The organism is Aerococcus suis, from assembly GCF_900176325.1.
Taxonomy (GTDB): Bacteria; Bacillota; Bacilli; order Lactobacillales; family Aerococcaceae; genus Aerococcus; species Aerococcus suis.
Window position 1 is genome coordinate 125,390 of sequence record NZ_FWXK01000002.1, and the last position, 25,800, is coordinate 151,189.

The 25,800-nt window shown below is 36.8% G+C and carries 22 protein-coding genes; 21 read left to right on the forward strand and 1 reads right to left on the reverse strand.

The window, feature by feature from the left end; all coding sequences use genetic code 11:
• The first annotated feature begins 7 nt into the window (after window positions 1-7).
• From B8955_RS02310 to B8955_RS02360, 11 genes are all read left to right on the forward strand, one after another.
• Entirely contained in the window at window positions 8-955 is a 948-nt protein-coding gene (locus tag B8955_RS02310; RefSeq protein WP_084098133.1) for a thymidylate synthase, read from the forward strand.
• A 12-nt stretch (window positions 956-967) separates the two neighbouring features.
• Entirely contained in the window at window positions 968-1,474 is a 507-nt protein-coding gene (locus tag B8955_RS02315; RefSeq protein ID WP_084098135.1) for a dihydrofolate reductase, read from the forward strand.
• Window positions 1,474-2,088, forward strand: a complete 615-nt coding sequence (locus B8955_RS02320; protein WP_084098137.1) for a YpmS family protein — start codon at window positions 1,474-1,476, stop codon at window positions 2,086-2,088. The genes B8955_RS02315 and B8955_RS02320 overlap by 1 nt, the downstream gene beginning before the upstream one ends.
• Entirely contained in the window at window positions 2,089-2,307 is a 219-nt protein-coding gene (locus B8955_RS02325; protein ID WP_084098139.1) for a YozE family protein, read from the forward strand.
• Between the two features lie 22 nt (window positions 2,308-2,329).
• On the forward strand, window positions 2,330-3,877 hold the full coding sequence (locus B8955_RS02330; protein WP_084098141.1) for a S41 family peptidase: 1,548 nt from the start codon (window positions 2,330-2,332) through the stop codon (window positions 3,875-3,877).
• A gap of 15 nt (window positions 3,878-3,892) precedes the next feature.
• Window positions 3,893-4,438, forward strand: a complete 546-nt coding sequence (lepB, locus tag B8955_RS02335) for a signal peptidase I (protein ID WP_084098143.1) — start codon at window positions 3,893-3,895, stop codon at window positions 4,436-4,438.
• 120 nt (window positions 4,439-4,558) lie between these two features.
• Window positions 4,559-5,428 carry a ribosome biogenesis GTPase YlqF gene (gene ylqF, locus B8955_RS02340; protein WP_084098145.1) on the forward strand — a complete coding sequence of 290 codons (870 nt, stop codon included), beginning with the start codon at window positions 4,559-4,561 and terminating at the stop codon, window positions 5,426-5,428.
• Complete coding sequence (locus B8955_RS02345; RefSeq protein WP_084098147.1) at window positions 5,421-6,197, forward strand: ribonuclease HII; 777 nt, start codon at window positions 5,421-5,423, stop codon at window positions 6,195-6,197. The genes ylqF and B8955_RS02345 overlap by 8 nt, the downstream gene beginning before the upstream one ends.
• Before the next feature lie 46 nt (window positions 6,198-6,243).
• Window positions 6,244-7,113 (forward strand): DNA-processing protein DprA, encoded by an 870-nt coding sequence (gene dprA / locus B8955_RS02350; RefSeq protein WP_084098149.1) that lies wholly within the window; start codon window positions 6,244-6,246, stop codon window positions 7,111-7,113.
• A gap of 113 nt (window positions 7,114-7,226) precedes the next feature.
• On the forward strand, window positions 7,227-9,302 hold the full coding sequence (gene topA, locus B8955_RS02355) for a type I DNA topoisomerase (RefSeq protein WP_084098151.1): 2,076 nt from the start codon (window positions 7,227-7,229) through the stop codon (window positions 9,300-9,302).
• Window positions 9,303-9,512: 210 nt separating this feature from the next.
• Window positions 9,513-10,319 carry an HTH domain-containing protein gene (locus B8955_RS02360; protein WP_084098153.1) on the forward strand — a complete coding sequence of 269 codons (807 nt, stop codon included), beginning with the start codon at window positions 9,513-9,515 and terminating at the stop codon, window positions 10,317-10,319.
• Between the two features lie 49 nt (window positions 10,320-10,368).
• Here the strand turns inward: B8955_RS02360 and plsY are convergent, their stop codons facing one another.
• Window positions 10,369-10,965, reverse strand: coding sequence for a glycerol-3-phosphate 1-O-acyltransferase PlsY (gene plsY / locus B8955_RS02365; RefSeq protein WP_084098155.1), 597 nt, complete (start codon window positions 10,963-10,965; stop codon window positions 10,369-10,371).
• 146 nt (window positions 10,966-11,111) lie between these two features.
• Between plsY and parE the strand changes: the two genes are divergently transcribed.
• From parE to B8955_RS02415, 10 genes are all read left to right on the forward strand, one after another.
• Entirely contained in the window at window positions 11,112-13,175 is a 2,064-nt protein-coding gene (gene parE / locus B8955_RS02370) for a DNA topoisomerase IV subunit B (protein WP_084098157.1), read from the forward strand.
• On the forward strand, window positions 13,172-15,631 hold the full coding sequence (parC, locus tag B8955_RS02375; protein ID WP_084098159.1) for a DNA topoisomerase IV subunit A: 2,460 nt from the start codon (window positions 13,172-13,174) through the stop codon (window positions 15,629-15,631). Before parE ends, parC begins: the two co-directional genes overlap by 4 nt.
• Before the next feature lie 81 nt (window positions 15,632-15,712).
• Window positions 15,713-16,564: an aldo/keto reductase gene (locus B8955_RS02380; RefSeq protein WP_084098161.1), complete on the forward strand. Its 852-nt coding sequence runs from the start codon at window positions 15,713-15,715 to the stop codon at window positions 16,562-16,564.
• 54 nt (window positions 16,565-16,618) lie between these two features.
• Entirely contained in the window at window positions 16,619-17,554 is a 936-nt protein-coding gene (locus B8955_RS02385) for a manganese-dependent inorganic pyrophosphatase (protein ID WP_084098163.1), read from the forward strand.
• Window positions 17,555-17,684: 130 nt separating this feature from the next.
• Complete coding sequence (gene trkA, locus B8955_RS02390) at window positions 17,685-19,052, forward strand: Trk system potassium transporter TrkA (protein ID WP_084098164.1); 1,368 nt, start codon at window positions 17,685-17,687, stop codon at window positions 19,050-19,052.
• A complete protein-coding gene (locus B8955_RS02395; RefSeq protein ID WP_084098166.1) occupies window positions 19,053-20,504 on the forward strand; it encodes a TrkH family potassium uptake protein in 1,452 nt (483 codons plus the stop codon).
• Between the two features lie 319 nt (window positions 20,505-20,823).
• A complete protein-coding gene (gene glpK, locus B8955_RS02400) occupies window positions 20,824-22,353 on the forward strand; it encodes a glycerol kinase GlpK (protein WP_143238344.1) in 1,530 nt (509 codons plus the stop codon).
• Window positions 22,354-22,371: 18 nt separating this feature from the next.
• Entirely contained in the window at window positions 22,372-24,210 is a 1,839-nt protein-coding gene (glpO, locus tag B8955_RS02405; RefSeq protein ID WP_084098170.1) for a type 1 glycerol-3-phosphate oxidase, read from the forward strand.
• A 14-nt stretch (window positions 24,211-24,224) separates the two neighbouring features.
• Window positions 24,225-24,929 carry an MIP/aquaporin family protein gene (locus B8955_RS02410; protein ID WP_084098172.1) on the forward strand — a complete coding sequence of 235 codons (705 nt, stop codon included), beginning with the start codon at window positions 24,225-24,227 and terminating at the stop codon, window positions 24,927-24,929.
• A gap of 88 nt (window positions 24,930-25,017) precedes the next feature.
• Window positions 25,018-25,644 carry a DNA-3-methyladenine glycosylase gene (locus tag B8955_RS02415; protein ID WP_234983503.1) on the forward strand — a complete coding sequence of 209 codons (627 nt, stop codon included), beginning with the start codon at window positions 25,018-25,020 and terminating at the stop codon, window positions 25,642-25,644.
• Window positions 25,645-25,800 lie beyond the last annotated feature (156 nt).

Here is a 25,800-nt window from a genome sequence, read left to right on the forward strand (position 1 = left end):
GGAAATTATGACGACACAATATTTAGAGTTATTACATCATATTTTAGAAAATGGCTCACCAAAGCATGATCGAACTGGAGTAGGGACTTACTCGGTTTTTGGTTACCAAATGCGTTTCGATTTAGAAAAAGGTTTTCCGCTTCTGACGACTAAAAAAGTTCCCTTTAGTTTAATTCGTTCAGAGCTCCTATGGTTTTTACGTGGGGATACTAACATTCGTTATTTGCTAGAACATAAGAATCATATTTGGGATGAATGGGCATTTGAAAATTGGGTGTCAAGTTCAGACTACCAAGGGCCAGATATGACAGATTTTGGATTGAGGGCTGAGCAAGACCCTGAATTTAAAAAAGTTTATCAAGAAGTAAAATCTGAATTTTGTGAACGGATTTTAACCGATGATAAGTTCGCAGAAAAATATGGCGAACTCGGTGACGTGTATGGAAAACAATGGCGAGCATGGCCAACACGTGATGGAGGCACTATTGATCAAATTGGAAATATTATTAAACAATTGAGAGAAACCCCGGATTCTAGACGAATCATTCTTTCAGCTTGGAATCCTGAAGATGTCCCTAATATGGCGCTTCCTCCCTGTCATACACTCAGTCAATTTTACGTCAAAGACGGGAAATTAAGTTGTCAGTTGTATCAACGGCCAGGTGATGCTTTTTTAGGTGTTCCTTTCAATATTGCAAGTTATGCGTTGTTGACGCACTTATTAGCTCGTGAAGTTGGATTAGAAGTTGGAGAATTTATTCATACTTTCGGTGATTTACATATTTATAGCAATCATATTGAGCAAGTTAAAGAACAATTGAATCGTGACCCTTACCCATTGCCAACGCTAGAAATTGCAAATAATGGCAAATCTATGATGGCATTAGAGAATAAAGATATTAAAGTTAAAGATTATAAATCACACTCCGCAATTAAAGCATCAGTTGCTGTATAAGGAGGGAAATAGATGTTAATTGCAATTTGGGCACATGCTCGTAATGGCGTTATTGGAAAAAATAAAAAAATGCCTTGGCACCTACCAAAAGACTTAGCATTTTTCAAAAAACAAACGGGAAATCATCCGATTGTTATGGGTCGGAAAACGTTTGAAGGATTTGACTATCGTCCGTTACCAAAAAGAGAAAATATTATTTTAACTCGTCAGAAAGAACTTCTTCCTGGTGTGAGTGAATATGATAACGTTCGCCAAACCCAAGATATTGAGGCGATTATCGAACGAGGGAAAAAAGAAGATATTTATATCATTGGGGGTGCGGAGATATATCGCCTATTTTGGTCGCATCTCGATGAATTGAGAGTTACAGAAATTGATGCGAATTTTGACGGAGATACAGTTTTTAACCCAGATTTAAGTGGATTTTACTGTTATCGTGAAATAATTGGTGAAACAGATGAAAAAAATCCCTATCCATTTCAATTTAAATTTTATCAACGAAATAAAGGAGATGACTAATGAAGAAAGTAAGTTTTCTTTGGAAATGGGCCTTCCTGCTATTAAGTGGGGTCATTCTTATTTTAGTAGCTATAGGTTTGTGGACATTTTATACTTTGCCAGAGAGTGATAGGGAGCCTGTTAATTTTCCTGTACAAGAAGAGACGATAAATGGACAAGCAGACTTAAGTACTACTTCTTTTAATGGCCTAGTTGAAGCAGCAATCGGTGGTAATGATGTGCCTTATCAAGTATTTATTGATGATGCTGTCCATTTAACGGGTGAGTTAACGGTCTTGAATCGTCAAGTAGCCTATGAGATGACAGCAGACCCTCAAGTTGACGATGATGGTAATATTAGTTTAGCAGTCAAAGATATTTCGCTAGCGGATTTGGATTTACCTATTCGGAGTGTATTAACTGCTTTTCAACTAACTTTACCAGATGATGTGCCATTAGATGTCTATCCTAAAGACCAACGTTTAGTTATTAGACTCGATCAATTATCTCAAACTGTTGGATTTACGGTTATGGGAGGTAAAGTGGACTTATCATCTGATGAAATTAGTATGAAATTATCGTTACCAGTTGACTTAGTGATTGAACAAATTAATCAACAGCGGGGAGGAAATTAAATGACACGCTCTTTTTATCATTTTTCACAAACATTGAGAAATGCGAATAAAATTGATAGTGATCCAGAAGCTGCCTTAGCTGAGCTTATTTTTAGAGATACGGATTTCCCCAAATCGTCACATGATTTCCAAGAAGTTAGTGATTATATTGAACTAAATAGCCGCTATACTCATTATGTGCAGGCGTTTGATGACATGTGGCAAAAATATAGTGAGTAAAAAGTAAGAGAGAAGGAAGTCTATGACTAACGATAGTGAAGAAACGTCAAAAACAACAAATCATCAATTTAGAAAGCCTTATCTATTTAATCAAAAAAAAGCTAAGGATAAGAAACGTCAAGCGACGGAGCCTAAATCATCTATTTGGAGAACTTTAATTGGTATCCTCGTGATTATATTATTGACGGTTTTTATGACATTCCTTGGAACAAATTTATATTTGACGGGTCGTCTTCCATGGGATGGGATTCTCAATGATCGTTCTGTTTTATCGAGTCGTGATATTCGACGTTTGAATAATACTTACCGAGTTATCAATGATCAGTATTTTGAAGATATTAACGGAAAAGATTTGGTTTCTGGTGCGATTAACGGAATGACTGAATCCATCCAAGATCCTTATTCACAATTTTTGCAAGATAGTGCGAGAGATAATTTAGATCAAACAATTGATGGCTCATTTGAGGGTATTGGTGCAGAGGTCATGCAAGATGGTGACAAAATTAAAGTAGTGAGTCCAATTAAGGATTCTCCAGCCGAAAAAGCAGGATTAAAAGCCAATGATTATATTTTAAAAGTTGATGGAAAATCGCTCGAAGGATTTACTGTTCAAGAAGCAGTAGATAAAATTCGTGGAAAAGCCGGATCAACGGTAAAATTAACCATCGAACGTGCTGGTAACGTACAAGATTTGACTGTTAAACGTGGAGAAGTTCCTATTGAAACCGTTCATAGTGAGTTACTTGATAACTCATCGATAGGGTATATTCAGATTACTAATTTTTCAGAACCAACGTATAAAGAAGTTGTCACAGCTATCAAAGATTTACGTAAAGAAGGCGCTAATCGATTTATTCTCGATGTCCGTGGCAATCCAGGTGGACTACTACCTAGTGTGTTGCAAATTGCGAATATATTCTTGAATGATGGGGATACAATAGTGAAAGTCCAAGAAAATGGGGAAGATCCAGAGGTAATAAAAGCTTCATCTGAGGATTACGGTAATTTCAGAGTTGATGAACCCGTATCCTTGTTAGTTGACGAAGGTAGTGCGAGTGCTTCAGAAATACTAGCAGGGGCTTTAAAAGAGTCAGCTAATATTCCAGTGATTGGGACCCAAACATTTGGTAAAGGAACCGTCCAATCCGTATTACCAGTCGATAAAGAGTCGGAACTAAAATTAACCATTGCTCGTTGGCTAACTCCTGATGGACACTGGATTAATGAAAAAGGGGTTCAACCAACTGAAAAAGTTGAGTTACCGGATTATGCTCACCTATCTCTTATTGACACGACTAAAACTTATCGAGAAGGCGACCAATCAGAAAGTATTGAAAATATCGCGCATATCTTGAATGCGTTAGACTATTTAGATGATGAATTTGTTACGGATCAGTTTTCTAGTCAAATGACTCAGACAGTGAAAGAATTTCAAGCGGAGTCTAATCTTGATTCTAACGGAGAAGTGGATGCTGAGACGGGAACAGAACTTGTTCGTCAAGTCCAAGTAAAAATTAAAAATAATGATACGCAATTAGACAGAGCTAAAAAACTTATGGAAAAAGAATAAAAGGTAGGCGTTATAATGAAACGTTTTTTTAGTGAAACATTTTCAATTTTATTTTCAGTGATTATTGCTCTTGCAGTTTTTTGGGTAGTAAAAACATACTTCTTTTATCAAGTAAAAGTTGATGGAGATTCTATGTATCCGACGATGCAAGATGGCGATCGTTTCTTGGCAAAAGTCGATGGTGAGATTGATCACTCCGACATTGTTATTTTTCCTGATCCTGAAGGGAGCGGCAGCGATTTTGTCAAACGGGTTATTGGATTGCCAGGCGATACGGTGGAATATAAAAACAATCAATTGTATTTAAATGATGAACCTGTAGAAGAAAACTATTTGAATGATTTAAAAGCAGCCAATCCTAATCAAAAAGTGACACCAGATTTCACTTTAGATGAATTAACAGGTGAACATAAAGTACCTGAAGGAGAATTATTCGTCTTAGGAGATAATCGTCCAGTTTCCAAAGATGGTCGGTATTTTGGTTTTATTAAAGAGGATGATGTTGATGGGATTAGTTGGGTAAGAATCTGGCCTTTCTCTAAATTTGGTAAAGTCGAGTAGTTTAACTTAGATTAATAAAAAGTCGATAGACGATTTCTATCGGCTTTTTTTGATGTTCGCGAAGTTGTTGTAGACATGCTATAATCAATAAATTGAAAGCAATTAAGAGGAGGAATCATAGTGGCAACTATTCAATGGTATCCAGGACATATGGCTAAAGCTAAAAAAGAAGTTCAAGAAAACTTGAAGAAAGTTGATGTCGTAATTGAATTACGTGATGCACGTATTCCTGAGAGTAGCAAAAATCCTATGCTTGAAAAAATAATTGCGAATAAGCCGCATATTATTGTATTGAATAAAGTCGATTTAGCTGATAGTAAACAAATCCATGCTTGGAAAAAGCATTTAACTAATGATCAAACGACAGTTATGACCTTAAATAGTAAACAACCTAAAGCTATGAAAACGTTCAAAAAAGAATTGGCAGAATATACAGCCCCTATTCGACAAAAATGGTTGAATAAAGGGCTTAAACATAAAGCCATTCGATTGATGATTATAGGGATACCTAATGTTGGCAAATCAACATTTATTAATCAATTTACGAAGCAAAAAAAAGCGGCAGTAGGTAATAAACCAGGAGTGACTAAAGGCCAACAATGGATTCGTATTGATAAAAATTTTGAGCTTTTAGATACGCCAGGTATTTTATGGCCAAAATTTGAGGATAAGGAAGTGGCAACTCGGCTAGCACTAACTGGAGCTATTAAAGAAACTCATTTTTATAAAGACGATGCTGCTTTATATGCTCTAGACTTTTTAGGACACTATTACCCAGACTATATTCCTAATCAGTATGCTATTTCTCCTGAGGAAATGAATCCTCCTTATCCAGAGTTATTGATGACATTAACTCAGAAAATGGGCTTTATTGATGATTATGAAAAAGCTAGTGAACGAATGATTAAAGACTTACAAGACGGTAAATTAGGTCCAATCACTTTGGATCGAGTGGAAGATTATAATGATGGAGCGATGATGGATGAGTAAGCGACCAACAATAGCTGAAGTTAAACAGCGACTACTTGAAGAGACCTCCATCGATAATAAATGGTTAGAAGATTTATACCATGATGAACGTAAAGGGGTACAAGTCGCTTTAAAACAATATGAGAAACGTCAACAAGAACAGGCGCGGATTCATCAGCATATTTTGCAACTTCGACAAAAAGAAAAGATACTCCACCAAGAAGGGTATCAATTAATTGCCGGGGTAGATGAAGTCGGTCGGGGGCCATTAGCGGGGCCTGTCGTTGCTGGAGCAGTGATTCTTCCCGCTGATATGCCAGAAGCTTATTTCAATGATTCAAAGCAGTTATCTCATGCCAAACGTCAATCACTGGTGGCAGATATCGAAAAATATGCCATTAGTTACGCTGTCGCTGGTCAGTCAGCACAAATAATTGATCAAGTTAATATTTTAGAAGCAACGAAGCAAGCGATGACATTAGCGCTAAAACGGCTAACATCTACACCTGATTATGTGTTAATTGATGCCGTCCATTTAGACTCAATTTCCCATCTTCCGCAAGAAAGCATTATTAAAGGAGATGCGACGGTATATAGTATTGCAGCAGCCAGTATTTATGCTAAAGAAAAGCGTGATGAATTAATGGCACAATATGCTGAGCAGTATCCAGGCTATGGTTTTGAACACAATGCTGGATACGGGACCAAAGAGCATTTAGAGGGACTAAAAAAATATGGCCCATGTCCTATTCATAGATGTTCGTTTGCTCCAGTTAAGGCTTATTTATAATAGAAGCATTTTTTTCGTATTTATAGGTACGAAAGGAGTGCTTTTTATGTTTGAACCAGCGATATTAAATTTAACTCCCAGAGAGCAACTTATTTATTTGTCTGAATATGGTCAATTAACCTATGAAGAATTGAGTCAACTAAACATTGAGGATCAGGGAGTAGATGAACATGGTATTTGGCAATTAACTCAAAAGCATCAAACATTAAGCCAATTTTTACAGCAATATTCGGTAGAATTTTTTCGAGAACTATATCAAAAAGAAGGAATTAATCCTATCACTATAATAGATAATGAGTATCCGGAACAATTAAAAGAAATTTACCACCCACCACCCGTTTTATTTACCAAAGGAAACCATTCGTTATTAAAGACACCCTCACTAGCCATTGTTGGTAGCCGTAAAATGAGCGAGTATGGGCAACAAGTGATGACACAATTGATGCCAGCTTTAAGTCGTTATTTTACAATTGTTAGTGGTTTAGCTTGCGGATGTGATGCGATGGCTCATCAAACATGCATCAAAAATCAAGGCCAAACAATTGGTGTGATTGGAACGGGACTATTGACGGCTTACCCTAAGCAGAATAAATCCCTTCAGCATCAAATTGCGACGCATCACCTACTTGTCAGTCCATTACCGAATCTATCTGGAGTCAAACGATGGCATTTTCCTTTTCGAAATCGGGTTATTGCTGGTTTGTCTATGGGGACATGCGTTATTGAAGCGAAAATTCGCTCGGGGAGTTTAATTACAGCCAATTACGCCTTACAAGAGAATCGCAATGTTTATAGTGTGCCTGGAAATATTTTTTCAGAAACGAGTGAGGGCTGTAATCAATTAATCCAATTAGGAGCTAAGTCTGTGCTAAGTGCAAAGGATATTATTGAAGATTTGGAAGGAATTATCACGTGAGATAATTTAACGTTGTCAGTGAATGATTTAAATATTATGTTTGACAAACGAGACTCCTTAGAATATCATGTATAGCGATTTAATAACCGCAACAGATAGAAAGGAGCTTATCGTTGGCATATAAATATTTAGTTATCGTTGAATCACCAACGAAAGCCAAAACGATTGAAAAATATCTCGGAAGAAATTATAAAGTTGTCGCATCTAAAGGACATTTACGAGATTTGCCTAAGAGTAAAATGGGCATTGATATCGATAATGACTATGAACCTCATTATATTTCCATTCGTGGAAAAGGCCCTTTAATTAAAGAATTAAAAAAATACGCAAATAAAGCTGAAAAAATTTATATCGCTAGTGACCCGGACCGTGAAGGAGAGGCAATTGCTTGGCATTTGGCCCATTTATTAAAACTAGACCCAACAGATAATATTCGGGTAACTTATAACGAAATTACGAAAGACGCCGTTAAAGAAGCGATTAAACATCCTCGTCCTATTGATATGGACTTAGTTGATGCTCAACAGGCAAGACGTGTTCTTGATCGATTAGTTGGGTATAATTTATCACCAATGCTATGGAAAAAGGTAAAAAAAGGGTTATCAGCAGGACGTGTTCAATCGGTTGCTTTACATATGATTATTCAGCGTGAAAAAGAAATTCGCGCGTTTAAACCAGAAGAATATTGGACAGTTGAAGGAAAATTTCTAAAAAATCGGAAGACATTTACTGCCAGTGTTTCAAAATATAAAGGGAAAAAACTGGATTTAAAAAATGAAGACGATGTAAAAGAATTTATGCAAGAAATTAAAACCCGAGACTTTGAAGTTCAAAATGTGACCGAAAAAGAACGGCGCCGTTTTCCTTCTAAACCGTTTACGACATCCTCTATGCAACAAGAAGCAGCGAAAAAAATTAATTTCCGTAGTCGGAAAACTATGATGGTTGCTCAACAACTCTACGAAGGGATTAAAGTCGGTCGTGGGGCGGCTGAAGGACTGATCACTTATATGCGTACGGATTCTACACGGATTAGTCAAAGTGCCAAAAATCAAGCCCAAGCATTTATTGAGGCTAATTATGGAAAAGATTATTTAGGCCATCGTAAAAATGATAAACAAGCGAGTGGCGCTCAAGATGCTCATGAGGCGATTCGTCCATCTAATATCAGTCGAACACCAGAATCGATTGAAAAGTACTTGACGAAAGATCAAATGAAACTTTATTCATTAATTTGGTCACGCTTTATGGCTAGTCAAATGGCACCAGCTGTTTACGATACAGTAGCTTGTGATTTAGTCCAAAATGAGGCCACTTTCCGGGCAAATGGATCTAAAATTAAATTCCCTGGTTATCAAAAAGTATATAAAGAGGCGAATAATAAGGATAATATTTTACCAGCATTAAAAAATGGTGAAATGGTTAAAAGTAAAGATATTGAACCTAGTCAACACTTTACGCAACCGCCAGCTCGTTATACTGAAGCAAGTCTAATTAAAACGTTAGAGGAGCAAGGTGTTGGTCGTCCATCGACGTATTCACCAACTATTGAAACGTTAATCAAACGGTATTACGTGAAACTTGAAGCAAAACGTTTCGAACCGACTGAGTTAGGAGAAATTGTTAATGATTTAATTACCGATTTCTTCCCAGATATTGTCGATACTCAGTTTACTGCTGATTTAGAGTCTGAATTAGACGAGATTGAAACCGATAAGAAAGCTTGGGTAGATGTCATCGATTCATTCTACCAACCATTTTCTAAAGAATTGGATACAGCTTGGGATAAGATGGATAAAGTCGTTATTAAAGATGAACCTGCTGGATTTAAATGTCCTGAATGCGATCATGATATGGTGATTAAATTAGGGCGCTATGGTAAGTTTTATGCTTGTTCTAATTTCCCTGATTGTCGACATACAGAAGCCATTGTAAAAGAGATTGGTGTGAAATGTCCAACTTGTGGAAAAGGAGAAGTTGTGGAACGTAAATCGAAGAAAAATCGCTTATTCTTTGGTTGTAGTCGTTACCCTGATTGTGATTTCGTTGATTGGAATAAACCGGTTGGTCGGGAATGTCCAAAATGTCAACACTACTTAGTAGAGAAGAAAAAACGCGGTAGTAAACAAGTAATCTGTTCTAACTGTGACTATAAAGAAAATGAAGTGAAATCAAGCCAACAAGCTTAAAATGACGAAGCATTAAAATATTTTTGCAAATAATTGCAGCCCTCTTATGAGTATGGTATCTTTAGTATGCTATATAAGAGGGTTTTTAATACGCTTTTGAAATAGGTTAGCCGTTGATTAGATGATGAGACACTTGACGTCTAAATATTTCAAAGCGTTATTTTTCATTATTTTTTATTTTATGTATCAAAATTATGGAGGTATTTAAGTATGGAAAGTGACATTTTAGCTAAGATTCGACAAATTAAAGAAATCGTGAAACGTGAGGATATCGTCTCTAATGATAAAATGTCAGAATTTCCGTTTCAGCCATTAATTAGAGTTTTAGGCCAAATCTTAAATGCTAATGCTTATTTAGTTAGTGAAATTGGAGAGTTATTGGGCTTTTATTCTACGTTCGATTTTATTAATAGCGAACGTACGAATCAAATGCTGGCTAATCATCAATTAGATGAAACCTATATGCATGGGCTAGCTGCTATTAACCAGACAATCGATAATATTGCTATTGATGATGATCGAACGATTTTCGCGACAGAATATCGCCAACAGTTTTCTGAAGGTAAAACCGCGATTATTCCAATTTTTGCGGCTGATATAAAAATTGGTTATTTAATTCTCGCTCGTCCTGATGCGCAATTTAATGTTGATGATATGATTTTAGCTGAATATATCGCTAGCTTGTTAGCATTGGAAATGGAGCATTTAAATCGTGATCGTCAATCTGAGCAATCTAGACGACAACACTTAGTGGAATTGGCTGTTAATTCATTGAGTTACTCGGAATTAATGGCACTGAGAACTATTTTTGATGGACAAACAGAACCGGTATTTCGGATTACGGCTTCTAAAATCGCTGAAGAAGTTGGGATAACCCGTTCTGTCATTGTAAACGCCTTACGTAAACTTGAAAGCGCAGGGGTCATTCAATCACGATCTTTAGGTATGAAAGGCACACATATCAATATTAACGATGAACATACGTTAACCTTACTACAGCATCAATTGCATCTATAATTAAAAAGGTCGGAATAAATATTCCGGCCTTTTCTTACGTTAGCAGTAGTTAACGCTTATGATGATATCCAAAGGGAATTTTTGATTCTGTTCCTGCTTTAATACGCTGAATATTTTCCTTATGGCGAATAACAACCACAATCCAAATAATAGCTGTTACAATTGTTAATACCCAGTCGTGCCAGAAGAAGCTAATTAAAATAGCAAAGAAGATAGATAAGATACTAGCTAAGCTAACCATTCGACTAAAGTATAGGATGACGAAAAAAGATGAAATCGCTAAAATCGCGAACAAGGGGTCAAAAGCAAAGACTATACCAAAACTGGTAGCAATAGCTTTCCCTCCTTTAAATTTTAAATAGATAGGGTATACATGACCTAAAACAGCGCCTGCACCAAATAATAAGGGATGCCAAGTAAAGGGCGATAACATACCAATTAAGACAGGGATGCCACCTTTTAACATGTCACAGAGAAAGACGAGTAAACCACCTTTAGGTCCCAAGCCGCGAAAAGCATTTGTGGTGCCAATATTCCCTGATCCAACTTGTCGCAAGTCAACGTTAAAAAGTGATTTTCCAAGTACCAGACCGAATGGAATGGAACCAAGAAGGTAAGCAAAAATAAATAATAACAGATTTAGCATATGCTTACTCCTTTCTTAAAATATTAGTCTAATTATATCAGATTGAAATGGAAAACGCCTACTGATTTAGATACAAGCTTAGATGTGTTGTGAAAATATTAAAAGTAAAGTATGATAATTAAGATTGAGTAGAAGGGGTTGTTGAGATGGAAAAGCCAAAAAATCAAGAATATAATGAACAATCTATCCAAGTTTTAGAGGGATTGGAAGCAGTCCGTAAACGACCTGGTATGTATATTGGGTCAACAGATACTCATGGGTTACATCATTTGATTTACGAGATTGTTGACAATTCAATAGATGAGGCTCTTTCTGGATATTGTGACAATATTTGGGTTACCTTACATACAGATGGTAGTGTAACCGTTGAAGACAATGGTCGTGGGATGCCAATTGGACAACATGCAAGCGGTCGACCAACTGTTGAAGTGATTTTAACGGTGCTACACGCCGGGGGGAAATTTGGCGGTAGTGGCTATAAAACCTCTGGTGGACTTCATGGTGTCGGTTCAAGTGTTGTTAACGCACTTTCTGAGTGGATGACGGTTTCTGTTCGCCGCGATGGGAAATGTTACGAACAGAAATTTACTAATGGTGGTCATCCTAATAAACCGAAGACGACAACGTATAAAGGTCGTAAAACCGGGACTACGGTGACATTTAAACCTAGCCAAGAAGTATTTGGACGAGCACAATTTGATGCACAAACAATTCGTGAACATCTCAGAGAATCTGCTTTCTTACTGAAAGATTTAACGATTCATTTTAAAGATGAAAACACCGATGAAGAAGATACCTTCCACTTTGAAGAAGGAATTAAAGAATTTGTGGCCTATTTAAATGAAGACAAAGACACATTGCATGATATTGTCTTCTTTAAAGGAACGGAAAATGATTTTGAAATTGAAATTGCTTTTCAATATAACGATGGCTATTCCGAGACAGTCCTATCATTTGTCAACAATGTGAGAACAGCTGATGGTGGAACGCATGAATCAGGGATGCGAACAGGGCTAACCAAAGCATTTAATGAATATGCGAGAAAAGTAGAGTTGTTGAAACCAAAAGAAAAAAATCTAGAAGGAACAGATGTTAGGGAAGGATATACAGCTGTCTTATCTGTCCGTATTCCTGAAGAATACCTACAATTTGAAGGCCAAACAAAAGGAAAATTGGGGACACCAAAAGCACGTCCAGCAACGGAAGCATTAGTGAATAGTCGCCTATCTGTTTTTCTAATTGAGAACGGTGAAACCGCTCAAATGTTAGTTCGAAAAGCATTAAAAGCTCGGGAGGCTCGAGATGCTGCCCGTAAAGCTCGTGAAGAAAGTCGAACGGGTACTAAGAAAAAAGGAAAAGAAACGATTTTATCAGGGAAATTAACGCCAGCTCAAGGACGAAATGCGAAAAAAAATGAGCTATTCCTAGTCGAAGGAGACTCTGCAGGAGGGTCTGCAAAACAAGGTCGTGATCGTAAATTTCAAGCCATTTTACCTTTACGTGGTAAAGTGTTAAATACTGAAAAAGCAAATATTCAAGATATTTTGAAAAATGAAGAGTTAAATACCATTATTTATACGATTGGTGCTGGAATTGGCCCTGAATTTGATATTGAGGATGCAAATTACGATAAGGTAATTATTATGACAGATGCCGATACAGATGGTGCTCACATTCAAGTATTACTTTTAACCTTCTTTTATCGGTATATGCGTCCTCTAGTAGAAGCAGGTAAAGTGTATTTGGCAATGCCACCGTTATATAAATTATCTCGTGGTAAAGGAAAAAAAGAAAAAGTCGCTTATGCTTGGACAGATGAAGAGTTGGCAGACGTGACTAAAACAATGGGAAAAGGGTATACCCTTCAACGGTATAAAGGTCTCGGTGAAATGAATGCGGATCAGCTTTGGGAAACGACTATGAATCCAGAATCGCGAACATTGGTGCGTGTAACGTTAAATGACTTAAGCCTAGCTGAAAAACGCGTTTCCGTTTTAATGGGTAATAAAGTGCCTCCAAGACGGAAATGGATTGAATCAAACGTTGCTTTTACTATGGATGATTCAGATAACTTATTAGAAAATGTGACGGATGATCAAGCAAATGGTGAAGGCGAAGAACAATTACGTCAAAAAGCTGATACGATATTAAGCGAACAAACATCAGCGAATCAAATGAGCCTATTTGACGAAGGAGATATGGAATCATGATAGATATTCAAGAATTAAGTTTAGAAGAGGTTATGGGGGATCGCTTCGGACGTTATTCCAAATATATTATTCAAGATCGTGCGTTACCTGATGTTCGAGATGGGCTAAAGCCTGTTCAACGACGGATCCTTTATGCGATGTTTCAAGAAGGAAATGTTTCTACTAACAATTTTCGTAAATCTGCTAAAACAGTAGGTAATGTTATTGGTAACTATCATCCCCATGGCGATAGCTCAGTCTATGAAGCGATGGTACGGATGAGCCAAGAGTGGAAAAACCGTGATGTCTTAATCGAAATGCATGGAAATAATGGGTCAATGGATGGTGACTCAGCAGCCGCGATGCGATACACTGAGGCACGATTATCCAAAATCGCGGATGAATTATTACGTGATTTAGATAAAAATACTGTAGAAACGATGTTAAATTTCGATGATACAACCGAAGAACCCACTGTTTTACCAGCAGGTTTTCCTAACTTATTGGTCAACGGGGCTTCAGGAATTTCAGCTGGATATGCGACAGAAATTCCTACGCATAATTTAGGGGAAGTTGTTGATGCAACCACCTATTTAATTGACCATCCTAATGCTTCATTAGATAAGTTAATGACTTTTGTAAAAGGACCAGATTTTCCTACTGGTGCGATTGTTCAGGGAGAAAAAGAACTGAAAAAAGCTTACCAAACTGGACGTGGGAAAGTAGTTGTTCGTTCGCGTCATAATATGGAAACGTTACGAGGTGGTAAACATCAAATTGTCATCACCGAAATTCCATTTGAAGTGAATAAAGCCACTTTAGTTCGAAGAATGGATGAGCTACGGTTAAGTAAAGGAATTGATGGCATCTCAGAGGTTCGCGATGAAAGTGACCGTAATGGGTTAAGAATTGTTGTGGAACTCAAAAAAGATGCGAATGCTGAAGCCATATTACAATATTTCTATAAGAATTCTGACTTACAAGTGAATTATAATTTTAATATGGTAGCTATCCATGACCAACGTCCAGAGCAACTAGGGTTAAAAGATATTTTACAAGCATATATCAACCATCGTTATACGATTATTCGTCAACGGACAGCATTTGATTTGGAAAAAGCGCAACGGCGATTACATATTGTTGAAGGATTGGTTAAGGCGTTATCAATTTTAGATGATGTTATTCATACGATTCGTGATTCAGAAAACAAAGCAGATGCAAAACGTAATTTAGTGTCACAGTATGATTTTACTGAAGCTCAAGCTGAAGCTATTGTCAGTTTACAACTTTATCGTTTAACTAATACGGATATTACGGACTTACAAAATGAACGCTTAGACTTAAATGAGCAAATTGCTTCCTATCAAGCTATTTTAAATGATGATTACGTCCTATTTAGTGTGATGAAAAATGAACTTAAGGGTATCAAAAAAGCTTATGCAACACCACGACGTACTGAAATTCAAGCCACAGTTGATAAGATTGTGATTGAAAAAGAACTATTGATTAGTGAAGAAACGGTGATGACAGTCGTAACTCGCCTAGGCTATATCAAACGAACAAGTTTAAGATCGGTAAAATCTAGTGGAATGACTGAGCTAGGATTACGTGATGGTGATCAACCAATCTATGTTCATACACACTCAACATTGGATCAGTTAGTTATTTTAACAAGTAAAGGTCAATATATTTTCCAACCCGTTCATGAATTACAAGATATTCGCTGGAAAGATATGGGTGAGCATTTATCTCAACGGATTCCTCTAGCAGCGGATGAATTTATTTTAGCAGTATATCCGTATCAAGAATCCTCTCAAGATAAGCTAGTATTAGCTACGAAAGCTGGAATGATTAAACAAACCCAATTAAGTGAGTTTCAATCATTCCGCGGCCATCGTAACAAAGCGGGGATGGCGATGAAATTATCGAATGATCAAGATGAAGTTGTCAATGTCTATCTCGTGCCTCACGATACGGATGATAAAGTAGGCGAAGTTATTATTTTTACGCACTTTGGTTTTACATTACGTTATCCGATTTCAGAAATTAATGAAGTCGGTACGCGTGCTAAAGGGGTCAAGTCGGTAAATCTTAAGAAAGACGATTTTGTCGTTAATATGGTGTTTGAAGCGATGCCTCAGCCTAATCATCAAGTCTTAATGGTGACTCAACGGGGACATATGAAACGGTTAAAATGGTCTGACATCAATCAATTAGGTCGTGCGAAACGAGGACTAACGAGCCTAAAAGAATTAAAAACTCATCCTCATCGTTTAGTGAGTGTTCAAAAAGTATGGGATAGTCAACAAACTTTTGAAGTAATCGGTAGTCAAGGCTCTCAACAAACTTTTAAAGCGGTAGATATTCCAATAGGTGAACGTTACAGTAATGGATCCAAAATGATTGATGAAAGTAAACTAGGGGAAGTTCAACGTGTGACACCTTTATTTGACTTAGAAACTATTGAGATTGATTAATAAGTTATCATGTTTTACGTCATTATGGGTTTACTGCTATAATGCATTTATAGAAGAAACATTTATAAAGGAGAAGGTTAGATGTCAATACCGATGTATACTGCATATAATGACTTTCAAATTCCACAATTAGGTATGGGAACCTATAAACTAAGAGGGAAAATGGGTGTCGATGCGATTGCTGCTGCTCTTGAAATAGGTTATCGCTATTTAGATACCGCTTATAATTATGAAAATGAAGGAACAGTAGGTGAAGCTATTCGTCAATCATCTGTTAATCGTGAAGATATCCAAGTCGCTTCAAAATTACCTGGACGTTATCATGATTATGAGTCAGCATTAACGACGATTGAAGAGTCTCTTTATCGGACCGGATTAAATTATTTTGATTTATATTTAATTCATTGGCCAAATCCTAAACAAGACCAATATGTTGATGCTTGGAAAGCTTTGATTGAAGCTAAAAAACGTGGTTGGGTAAAAGAAATTGGGGTTAGCAATTTTACTCAAGATTATATTGAACGTTTAATTGAAGAAACAGGCGAAAAACCCGTTTTAAACCAAATTGAATTGCATCCTTATTTTGAACAAGCAGAATTATTAGCTTACCATCAATCGCAAGGAATTATTACGCAAGCATGGTGTCCTTTAGGTCGCGCCAATGAGAAAGTAGCAGAATCTGTATTAGAATTACCAAAAATCGTAACTATTGCTCAAAAATATGGAAAAACGCCTGCACAAGTCATTTTGCGTTGGCATTTACAACGTGGAGTGATGGCTATTCCAAAATCTTCTAAACCAGAACGACTAGCTGAAAACTTTGATGTTTTTGACTTTGAGTTAACAGATGAAGAATTAGCCACTATTTCTAGTTATTCACGGGCAGATGGCCGTCTAGCCAACCAAGATCCAGAGGAACATGAGGAATTTTAATTCATAAGTCAATATGCTAAAATAAACTTAATCAAATAGAAAGAAGGAGATTACGTGAGTAAAGTCTTAGTTTTTGGTCATAAAAATCCAGATACTGATGCCATTACATCAGCTATCGCTTATGCTTATTTATTATCTGAACAAGGTGTAGAAGCAGAACCAGTTGCTTTAGGAGAAGCAAATGAAGAAACAGCTTATGCGCTAGACCAATTTGGTTATGAAGCTCCTCGTGTTGTGATAACTGTAGCTGATGAAACAGATATTGTTGCCCTAGTAGACCATAATGAAGCACAACAATCAGTTGATGATCGTGACAAAGTAAGTATCCATTCTGTAGTCGATCATCATCGGATAGCGAATTTCGAAACGGCTGATCCCATTTTTTATTTAGCGCGTCCATTTGGATGTACTCAAACAATCTTATATGGCTTGTTCCAAGAAGCAGGAATTGATATTCCTGAAAAATTAGCGGGATTAATGTTATCTGCGATTATTTCTGATACGTTATTATTAAAATCACCAACAACAACTGATCGTGACAAAGAAGTAGCCGCTAAATTAGCTGAATTAGCAGGAGTTAACTTAGATGATTATGGTATCGCTCTTCTAAAATCAGGTACTAATGTTGATAACAAAGATGCTGAAGAAATTGTCGATGGTGATGCTAAATCATTCGATATGGGTGATTACAAAGTTCGCATTGGTCAAATCAATGTTGTCGATATTGATGACGTGTTAAACCGTAAAGATGAAATGTTGGAAAAAATGCAAGGGTTAAGTATCGATAATGGTTATGATACTTTCTTATTAATTGTGACAAATATTTTAACGAATGATTCAGAAGGTTTAGTTGTCGGTAAAGAAGAGCTGCTTCCTTATGTTGGCCAAGCTTTCGATGCAGAAGTCAACGATTCTCAATTACCAATGCCTGGTGTTGTGTCACGTAAAAAACAAGTGGTGCCCGTTTTAACAGCAAAAATTGAAGGATAACAGCCAAGATAATGCTGAGTTAGCAAAAGCTAGCTCAGCTTTTTTATTTGTCTAAATTATCTCCTATCTTTCAATGAACCGATAGAGGGTGTTATAATGAAACGGATTATGGGAGAAAGTAGGGGAATGAATGGAAGTTATTGTTATTGGTGGTGGCAAACTAGGTCAGAAAATAATTGAGGATTTAAATGACGAGGGACATCAGATTACCCTAATTGATAAAAATCCAGATGTATTAAATCGATTAATTGATGAGATTGATATTAAAGGTGTAACTGGGATTGGTACCGATATTAATGTGTTAAAAGATGCTGGAGTGACACAAGCTAAAGTAGTTATTTCTGCAACCCCGTCTGATGAAGTGAATGTGATTTCTGCAATGTTAGCCAAAAACCTTGGGGCTGAATATACAATTATTCGCGCACGAAATCGAGAATTTACGGATAATGAAAGTTTTATCAAACAAAAATTTGATATCGATTTAATCATTAATCAGGACAGAGAAGCCGCTAATGATATCTTACATGTGATTGACTTTCCATCAGCTAGTAATGTCGAACCGTTTTATCATAACCGCGTCCAATTAGTAAAAGTTCGCATATTGGCAGATAGTTTTCCGGATGGTATGGCGGTAAGTGATATTCGTCAAAAGATACCAGATTTAGTTATGGTTGTTATTGAGCGCGGTGATGAAACGATTATCCCTAGTGGGGATACGACACTCCAAGCGAAGGATCAAGTGGATTTATTTGCGCCTAAGAAAGTGTTAAATCAGTTTTGTGAACTTGCAGGCCATAAAGCCCATCAACGCTATCGAACAGCCTTAATTATTGGGGGAAGTCGTGTAAACCACTATCTCGTTCCGGCGTTGCATGCTAGAGGAATTCGAACACGAATTATAGAACGTGATGAAGATCGAGCAAAAGTCATTGCCAGTCGCCTCCCAATGGCAGAAGTGATTGTCGGGGATGGAACGGATCAAATTTTTTTACGGGAACAACGAATTTATAATTTTGAATTATCGCTATCACTAACCAATAGTGATGAAGAAAATATTATGGTTTCCTTATTTGCGCATCGAGAGGGAGTTACAAAAACAATTACGAAAGTGAATCGTGTGGGCTTAACTGATTTACTTGATGCGAGCCAATTAGATGCTATTCTGTCTCCTCGTATTTCGATATCTGATGCGGTTATTCGTGGGGTACGTTCTTTACGAAAAGAGCGAGGAGGCTACTTAGAAAACTATGCACGGTTAGGAAATGAAAAAACAGAAGCATTAGAATTTCGATTAGCGGAGGATAGTCCTATCTGTGGAACTCCAATTAAGGATTTACCACTAAAAGATCATATTGTGATAGGAATTATTATTCGTGACGGAGAAGTCATTTTACCAACGGGATTTGATGAGCTTCAGCCAGATGACCATGTATTGATTATCAATAATCACAAAAATATTCTTGAAATTAAAGATATTTTAAAAAGAAAGGTGAAATAAATGAATTGGGCATTTATTCGCTTTCTTATTGGTCGTTTATTAATGGTTTTAGGCATTTTAATGACAATTCCAGTGTTTGTTGGTTTTATTTATCAAAATGATGCCAAAATGATGTATGCTTTCTTTGTTAGTATTTTATTATGTTTAGCGGTAGGGTATGCACTATCTTATAAAATGCCCAAAAATGCGTTATTTTTCTCTCGTGAAGGGTATGCATTAGTCGCATTATCTTGGATAACTTATGGGGTTTTTGGTGCATTACCTTTTTATTTAAGTGGTGCAGTTAAATCACCAATTGACGCCATTTTTGAATCAGTTTCGGGTTTTACAACAACAGGCGCTAGCGTCTTAAGCGAGAGCCTAACAGCACTTCCAGAAGCCCTAATGTTTTGGCGCAGTTTTACCTTATTAATTGGTGGAATGGGGATGCTCATCTTTTTAATGTACATTATTCCCAATTTTGGCGCTAAAGGGGTTCATGTTATGCGAGCTGAGCTTCCAGGACCGAATCAGAGTAAAATTGAATCACGTGTGAGTCATTCGATTTTAATTTTATATGGTGTCTATATTTTCTTGACATTTGTAGTAACACTATTACTACGATGGGGAGATGTTCCATGGTTTGAAGCCATGCTTCTTGCGATGGGAGTTGCTGGGACGGGTGGATTTAATATTTATCCCGCCTCTATTGGTCATTATAATTCTCAATATGTAGAAACCGTCTTGGCCTTTGCAATGATGATTTTTGGGATGAATTTTAACTTCTTCTATTTAATTGTGATTGGTAAAGTGCGAGATGTCTTACGTGATGAAGAGTTGAAATGGTATTTAATGATTATTGGAGTCAGTTGTGCGATTATCGCATTTACCTTACTACCGCTGTACGATAATTTAGGAGTAATGATTGGTGATGTTTTCTTTAATGTGACATCAGTCATGTCAACAACTGCCTATACCAATCTTGATTTATTAAAGTGGCCTGTAACGACTCATATTATATTACTAGTGTTAATGTTTACAGGTGCGATGTCAGGATCGACTACTTCAGGACTTAAAGTCATTCGAATAGGTATTTTCTTGAAATCAATCCGTCAGGAATTGAGAAAAATTGTGTCGCCTAATCGAGTAGTTTCCATTACTTTTAATGGTCGTGCGCTTGGTAATCGGGAGCAGCGAGGGATTGCCTTCTATTTAATGACCTATCTATTAATGTTTGTGGTACTACTTATCATTTTAAGTTTTGATACAAGTAATTTTTCTAGTGCCTTTAGTGCTACTATTGCGACATTAAGTAATATTGGGGGAAGTTTAGATTTGCTTGGACCTTCAGAAGATTATGTTCAATTAAATGGATTTTCCAAAATTATCATGAGTTTCGGAATGATAATGGGGCGATTAGAAATCTATCCAATGCTAGTCCTATTATCTCCTACTTCTTGGCGAAAAATTTAGCAAATAATTGCATACAAAATTGTATTTGTAGGGTGAAGTGTATTGCTTCATCCTTTTTATATTCTCTTAAAAATAGTCATCATAGTGTATTAAAGTACATTTATTGTACTAAATCATCAGTTAATTAAATTTTGTTGATGACTATGTGTTTAATGATATAGCTTAAAAAGATTGATATACCAACATTTTTAATGATTTTGATTAATTTATTCAAAAATAAGGCTTGTTTTTCGTGAGTGAAAGTAATTGAAAACGCTTAAGGGTCATGGTAAAGTTAGGTCGTAATATGGAAAGCGTATTCAATAAGGAGGGTATTAAAGTGTCGGAAGAAAAAAAATATATAATGGCGATTGACCAGGGAACGACAAGCTCCCGTGCAGTTATTTATAATCACGCAGGGGAGACTGTTGCAAGTAGTCAAAAAGAATTTGAACAAATTTTTCCAAAGTCAGGGTGGGTAGAACATAACGCTAATGATATTTGGATTTCCGTGCAATCAGTTATTGCCGGAGCACTTATCAATGGCGGTATTGATCCCGCTAGTATTGCTGGTATTGGGATTACTAACCAACGTGAAACAACAGTTATTTGGGACAAAGAAACGGGTAAACCGATTTATAACGCGATTGTATGGCAATCACGTCAAACGGCTCCTATTGTCGAATCATTGAAAAATCAAGGACATGAAGAACTAATTCGTAAAAAAACAGGGTTAGTTCTCGACCCATATTTCTCAGCTACAAAAATTCGTTGGATTTTAGACCGTGTGGATGGTGCGCAAGAACGTGCTGAAAATGGGGAATTGTTATTCGGTACCATTGAAACATGGTTAGTATGGAAATTAACTGGCGGCGAACGTCATATCACCGATTATTCTAATGCATCACGTACGATGCTAATGAATTTAGAAACATTAGAATGGGATGACGAAATTTTAGATATCTTAGATATTCCAAAAGTAATGTTGCCAGAACTTGTTTCTAACTCAGAAAATTATGGAACGTCGAAAAATTATCATTTCTTCGGCCAAGAAGTACCAATTACGGGTCTTGCTGGTGACCAACAAGCAGCCTTATTTGGTCAATTAGCTACCGAAAAAGGTATGGTAAAATCAACTTATGGAACCGGTTCATTTATCGTGATGAATGCTGGTAATGAAGTGCAATTATCTAAAAATAACTTATTAACAACAGTTGGTTTTGTCATTGGTGATGAAGTCACTTATGCCTTAGAAGGTTCTATATTTATTGCTGGATCTGCTATTCAATGGGTTCGTGATGGATTAGAAATGATTAAAGATGCAGCTGAAAGTGAAGAGTTAGCGCATAAATCTGATAATGAAGATGAAGTTTATATTGTGCCAGCGTTTACAGGTTTAGGAGCACCATATTGGAACTCTGAAGCGCGTGGATCTATCTTTGGTTTAACTCGTGGAACCACACGTGCTGACTTTGTTAAAGCAACTTTACAATCAATTGCCTACCAAGTTCGTGATGTTACTGATACAATGGCACGTGACACCGGTATTGATATTCCATTATTAAAAGTGGATGGTGGAGCAGCAATGAATGATTATTTAATGCAGTTCCAATCTGATATTACTGGTATCGAAATTGAACGAGCAGCTAATTTAGAAACAACTGCTTTAGGTGCTGCTTACTTAGCTGGTTTAGCGATTGGTTTCTGGAAAGATATCGATGAAATTAAAGAGATGCAAACAGATGGCCAAAGTTACCAACCACAAATGAATGATACGCGTAAAGAGATTCTATATCGTGGTTGGAAACAAGCAGTGAAAGCAACACAAGTTTTTGCAGAAGTTGACCGGGAAATTCCTGATCACGAATAATAGAAAGGAAGAATATAAATGCCAAAATTCTCATTTAAAGATCGTGAAGATATTAAAAATAATTTAAAATCAGATGATTATGAACTTGTTATCATCGGTGGAGGAATTACTGGTGCAGGGGTAGCGATTCAAGCCGCTGCAAGTGGTGTTAAAACCGCTTTAATTGAAATGCAAGACTTCTCAGAAGGAACAAGTTCACGTTCAACTAAATTAGTTCACGGTGGTATTCGTTACTTAAAACAATTCGACATTGAAGTTGTTGCTGATACGGTTACAGAACGTGCAGTTGTTCAACAAATTGCACCACATATTCCACAACCAGACCCAATGTTAATGCCGTTATATGATGAAGAAGATGTGACTTTTAATCCATTCCGTCTACAAGTCGCTATGGATTTATATGACTCACTAGCTGGAGTAAAAAACTCTAAATTTGCTAACAAAATGTTAAGCAAAGAAGAAGTTATCCAAAAACAACCAGGTGTTATGGAAGATGGTCTAATTTGTGGTGGTGTCTACTTAGACTTCAATAACAATGACTCTCGTTTAACCATTGAAAATATTAAACAAGCGAATGCTGACGGTGCAGATATGTTAAGTCATGCCAAAGCAATTGGTTTCACTTATGATGGCGATAAAATCAATGGTGTTGAAGTAGAAGACGCATTAACTGGTGATAAATTTACTATCAAAACACAATTAGTTATTAACACTACTGGTCCTTGGAGTGACACTATTCGTGATCTTGACGAGAAAAAAGATTACCCATCTCAAATGCGTCCAACTAAAGGGGTTCACTTAACGGTTGATAACAGTAAAATCAAAGTTAACCAACCAACTTACTTCGATAGCGGGGAACAAGATGGTCGGATGGTTTTCGTTATCCCTCGTGAAGAAAAAACTTACTTCGGTACAACTGATACGGATTACGATGGCGACTTTGAAAAACCAACCGTAAGTCAAGATGACGTAGATTACTTATTACGTGTTGTTAACCGTCGTTTCCCTAAAGCAAATATTACGTTAGATGATATTGAAACAAGTTGGGCTGGTTTACGTCCATTAATCGATGGTAACAATGCTTCCGACTATAATGGTGGCGATAGTGGCCGTTTATCAAACACAACATTTGATGAATTAGCTGACGCCTTTGAAAAATATAATCATAATGAATTAGAACGTGACACTGTAGAAGATATGTTAGCTGATGTCGCTTCAAATACGTCTGAACGTGGAGATGGTGGACCTTCTTCCGTATCACGTGGTTCTGATTTATCAATTAGTGAAACAGGTTTAATTACTTTAGCTGGTGGTAAAATTACTGATTACCGTAAAATGGCTGAAGGTGCGATGAAACAAATTATCGCTATTTTAGAAGAAAATAATGATAAAAAATATACTTTAGTTAAATCTAAAACATACCCTGTTTCAGGTGGTCAGTTTGACCCTACACGTGTTGAAGAATCAATTGAATCATTTGCTAATTTAGGTGCTTCACGTGGATTAAAATATGCTGATGCTAAACGTCTAGCAAAAGTGTATGGATCTAATATGAGTAATGTTTTACGCTACTTCCCAGAAGCAGAAAAATATGCGGAAAAATACGATATTCAATTATCAGTTGCCCTTGGATTAGTTTATGCATTAGAAGAAGAAATGGTTTATTCACCACTAGACTTCTTTGAACGCCGGACAACATTCCTATTATTCCAATTTGACCGTATGCAAAAAATTAAAGATGCTGTCGCTCAAATTATTCAAGAACATCTAGGTTTAAGTGATGAAGAAGCTTCAGCTCAAAAAGAAGAGCTAGAAGCACAAATTAAAGAAACGAGTCTTGCTTACTTGAAAGACTAAGAGGAGGAACTGTGATGCAAGGTTTTATTGGTGAACTAATTGGGACTTTTGTCCTTGTCTTACTTGGTGATGGCGTTGTTGCTGGTGTCACTTTGAATAAATCTAAAGCTCAAGACACTGGTTGGTTACTTATCACACTTGGGTGGGGTCTAGCTGTAACAATGGGAGTTTATGTTTCAGGTTTTCTTTCATTAGCACATTTAAACCCTGCAGTCACATTAGCATTTGCGATTAATGGTACTTTCCCATGGGCTGAAGTGGTTCCTTATATTGCTGGTCAAATGATTGGAGCATTTTTAGGAGCGTTAGTTGTATGGTTAAACTACTATCCGCACTTTAAAGAAACGCCTGATTCTGAAGCAATCTTAGGTATCTTCAGTACTGGTCCTGCTATCCGTTCAACCGGTTGGAACTTAGTATCTGAAATTATCGGAACAGCCGTTTTAGTAATGGGTATCATGGCTATGGATCCTAACAAAATTGTTTCAGGAGTAGGCCCTATGGTGGTTGGTATTATCATTACTTCAATTGGTATGTCTCTAGGTGGAACAACTGGTTATGCACTGAACCCTGCTCGTGACCTAGGTCCACGCATTGCTCACGCAGTGTTACCAATTGCAAACAAAGGCGATTCAGATTGGGGCTATTCATGGATTCCAATTGTTGGTCCTATTATTGGTGCAGTCATTGCAGCAATGATTTACCTTATGGTTTTATAGTCTTATATTAGTTAATAGACAAAGTCATTAAAAAGGTCGAGAATAGTCTCGACCTTTTTTGATGGTATTTATTTATAGGAGGAATTTTATGCCAGAATTTTTCATGAATCCATTATTAGAAACAACGGATATTGCTAAGCAACTATTGGGGTGCGTATTAAGTTATACTCAAAACGGGAAACGACGAAGTGGTTGGATTGTAGAAACAGAAGCGTATTTAGGTGAAAAAGATCAAGCAGCCCATACTTATCATGGACATCAGTCTAAGAGAGTGGAGGCTTTATATGCGCCAGCTGGAACTTTTTATATTCATCAGATGATGCAACATACGATGATTAATATATCTACAAAGGAAAACGGTAATCCTGAGGGTGTGCTTATTCGTGCAATCCAGCCAATAGAGGGGAAGGATACGATGGCTAAAAATAGAGGAAATAAACCTCAATTAGAATGGACAAATGGACCGGGGAAATTAACGCAAGCATTAGGGGTGACAATGGCAGATTATGGTACCTTAGCGACAGAAGGACGGTTGCAAATAAGTGAAGAAGGAAGACGCCAACCTTTAGAGATTATATCAGGTCCGAGAATCGGCATTCCAAATAAAGGAAAGTGGACAGAAGCCCCACTTCGTTTTTATATTAAAGGGAATCCTTTTGTTTCTAGAACAGCAAAAAAATATCACGACTTAGAAACTTATGGCTGGGAAGAATAAAGCTAAAGTGTTTAAATAGTTATCAGGGTGAGTATTTACGGTTTCGGAAAACTAATATATTTTCTTTAGTATAAATAAAGAGAATATATTTATTTGCAGAAAATAATAATAAGTTAATTGTATAAACAATTATAAACTTTACCTTTTTATCTGTGC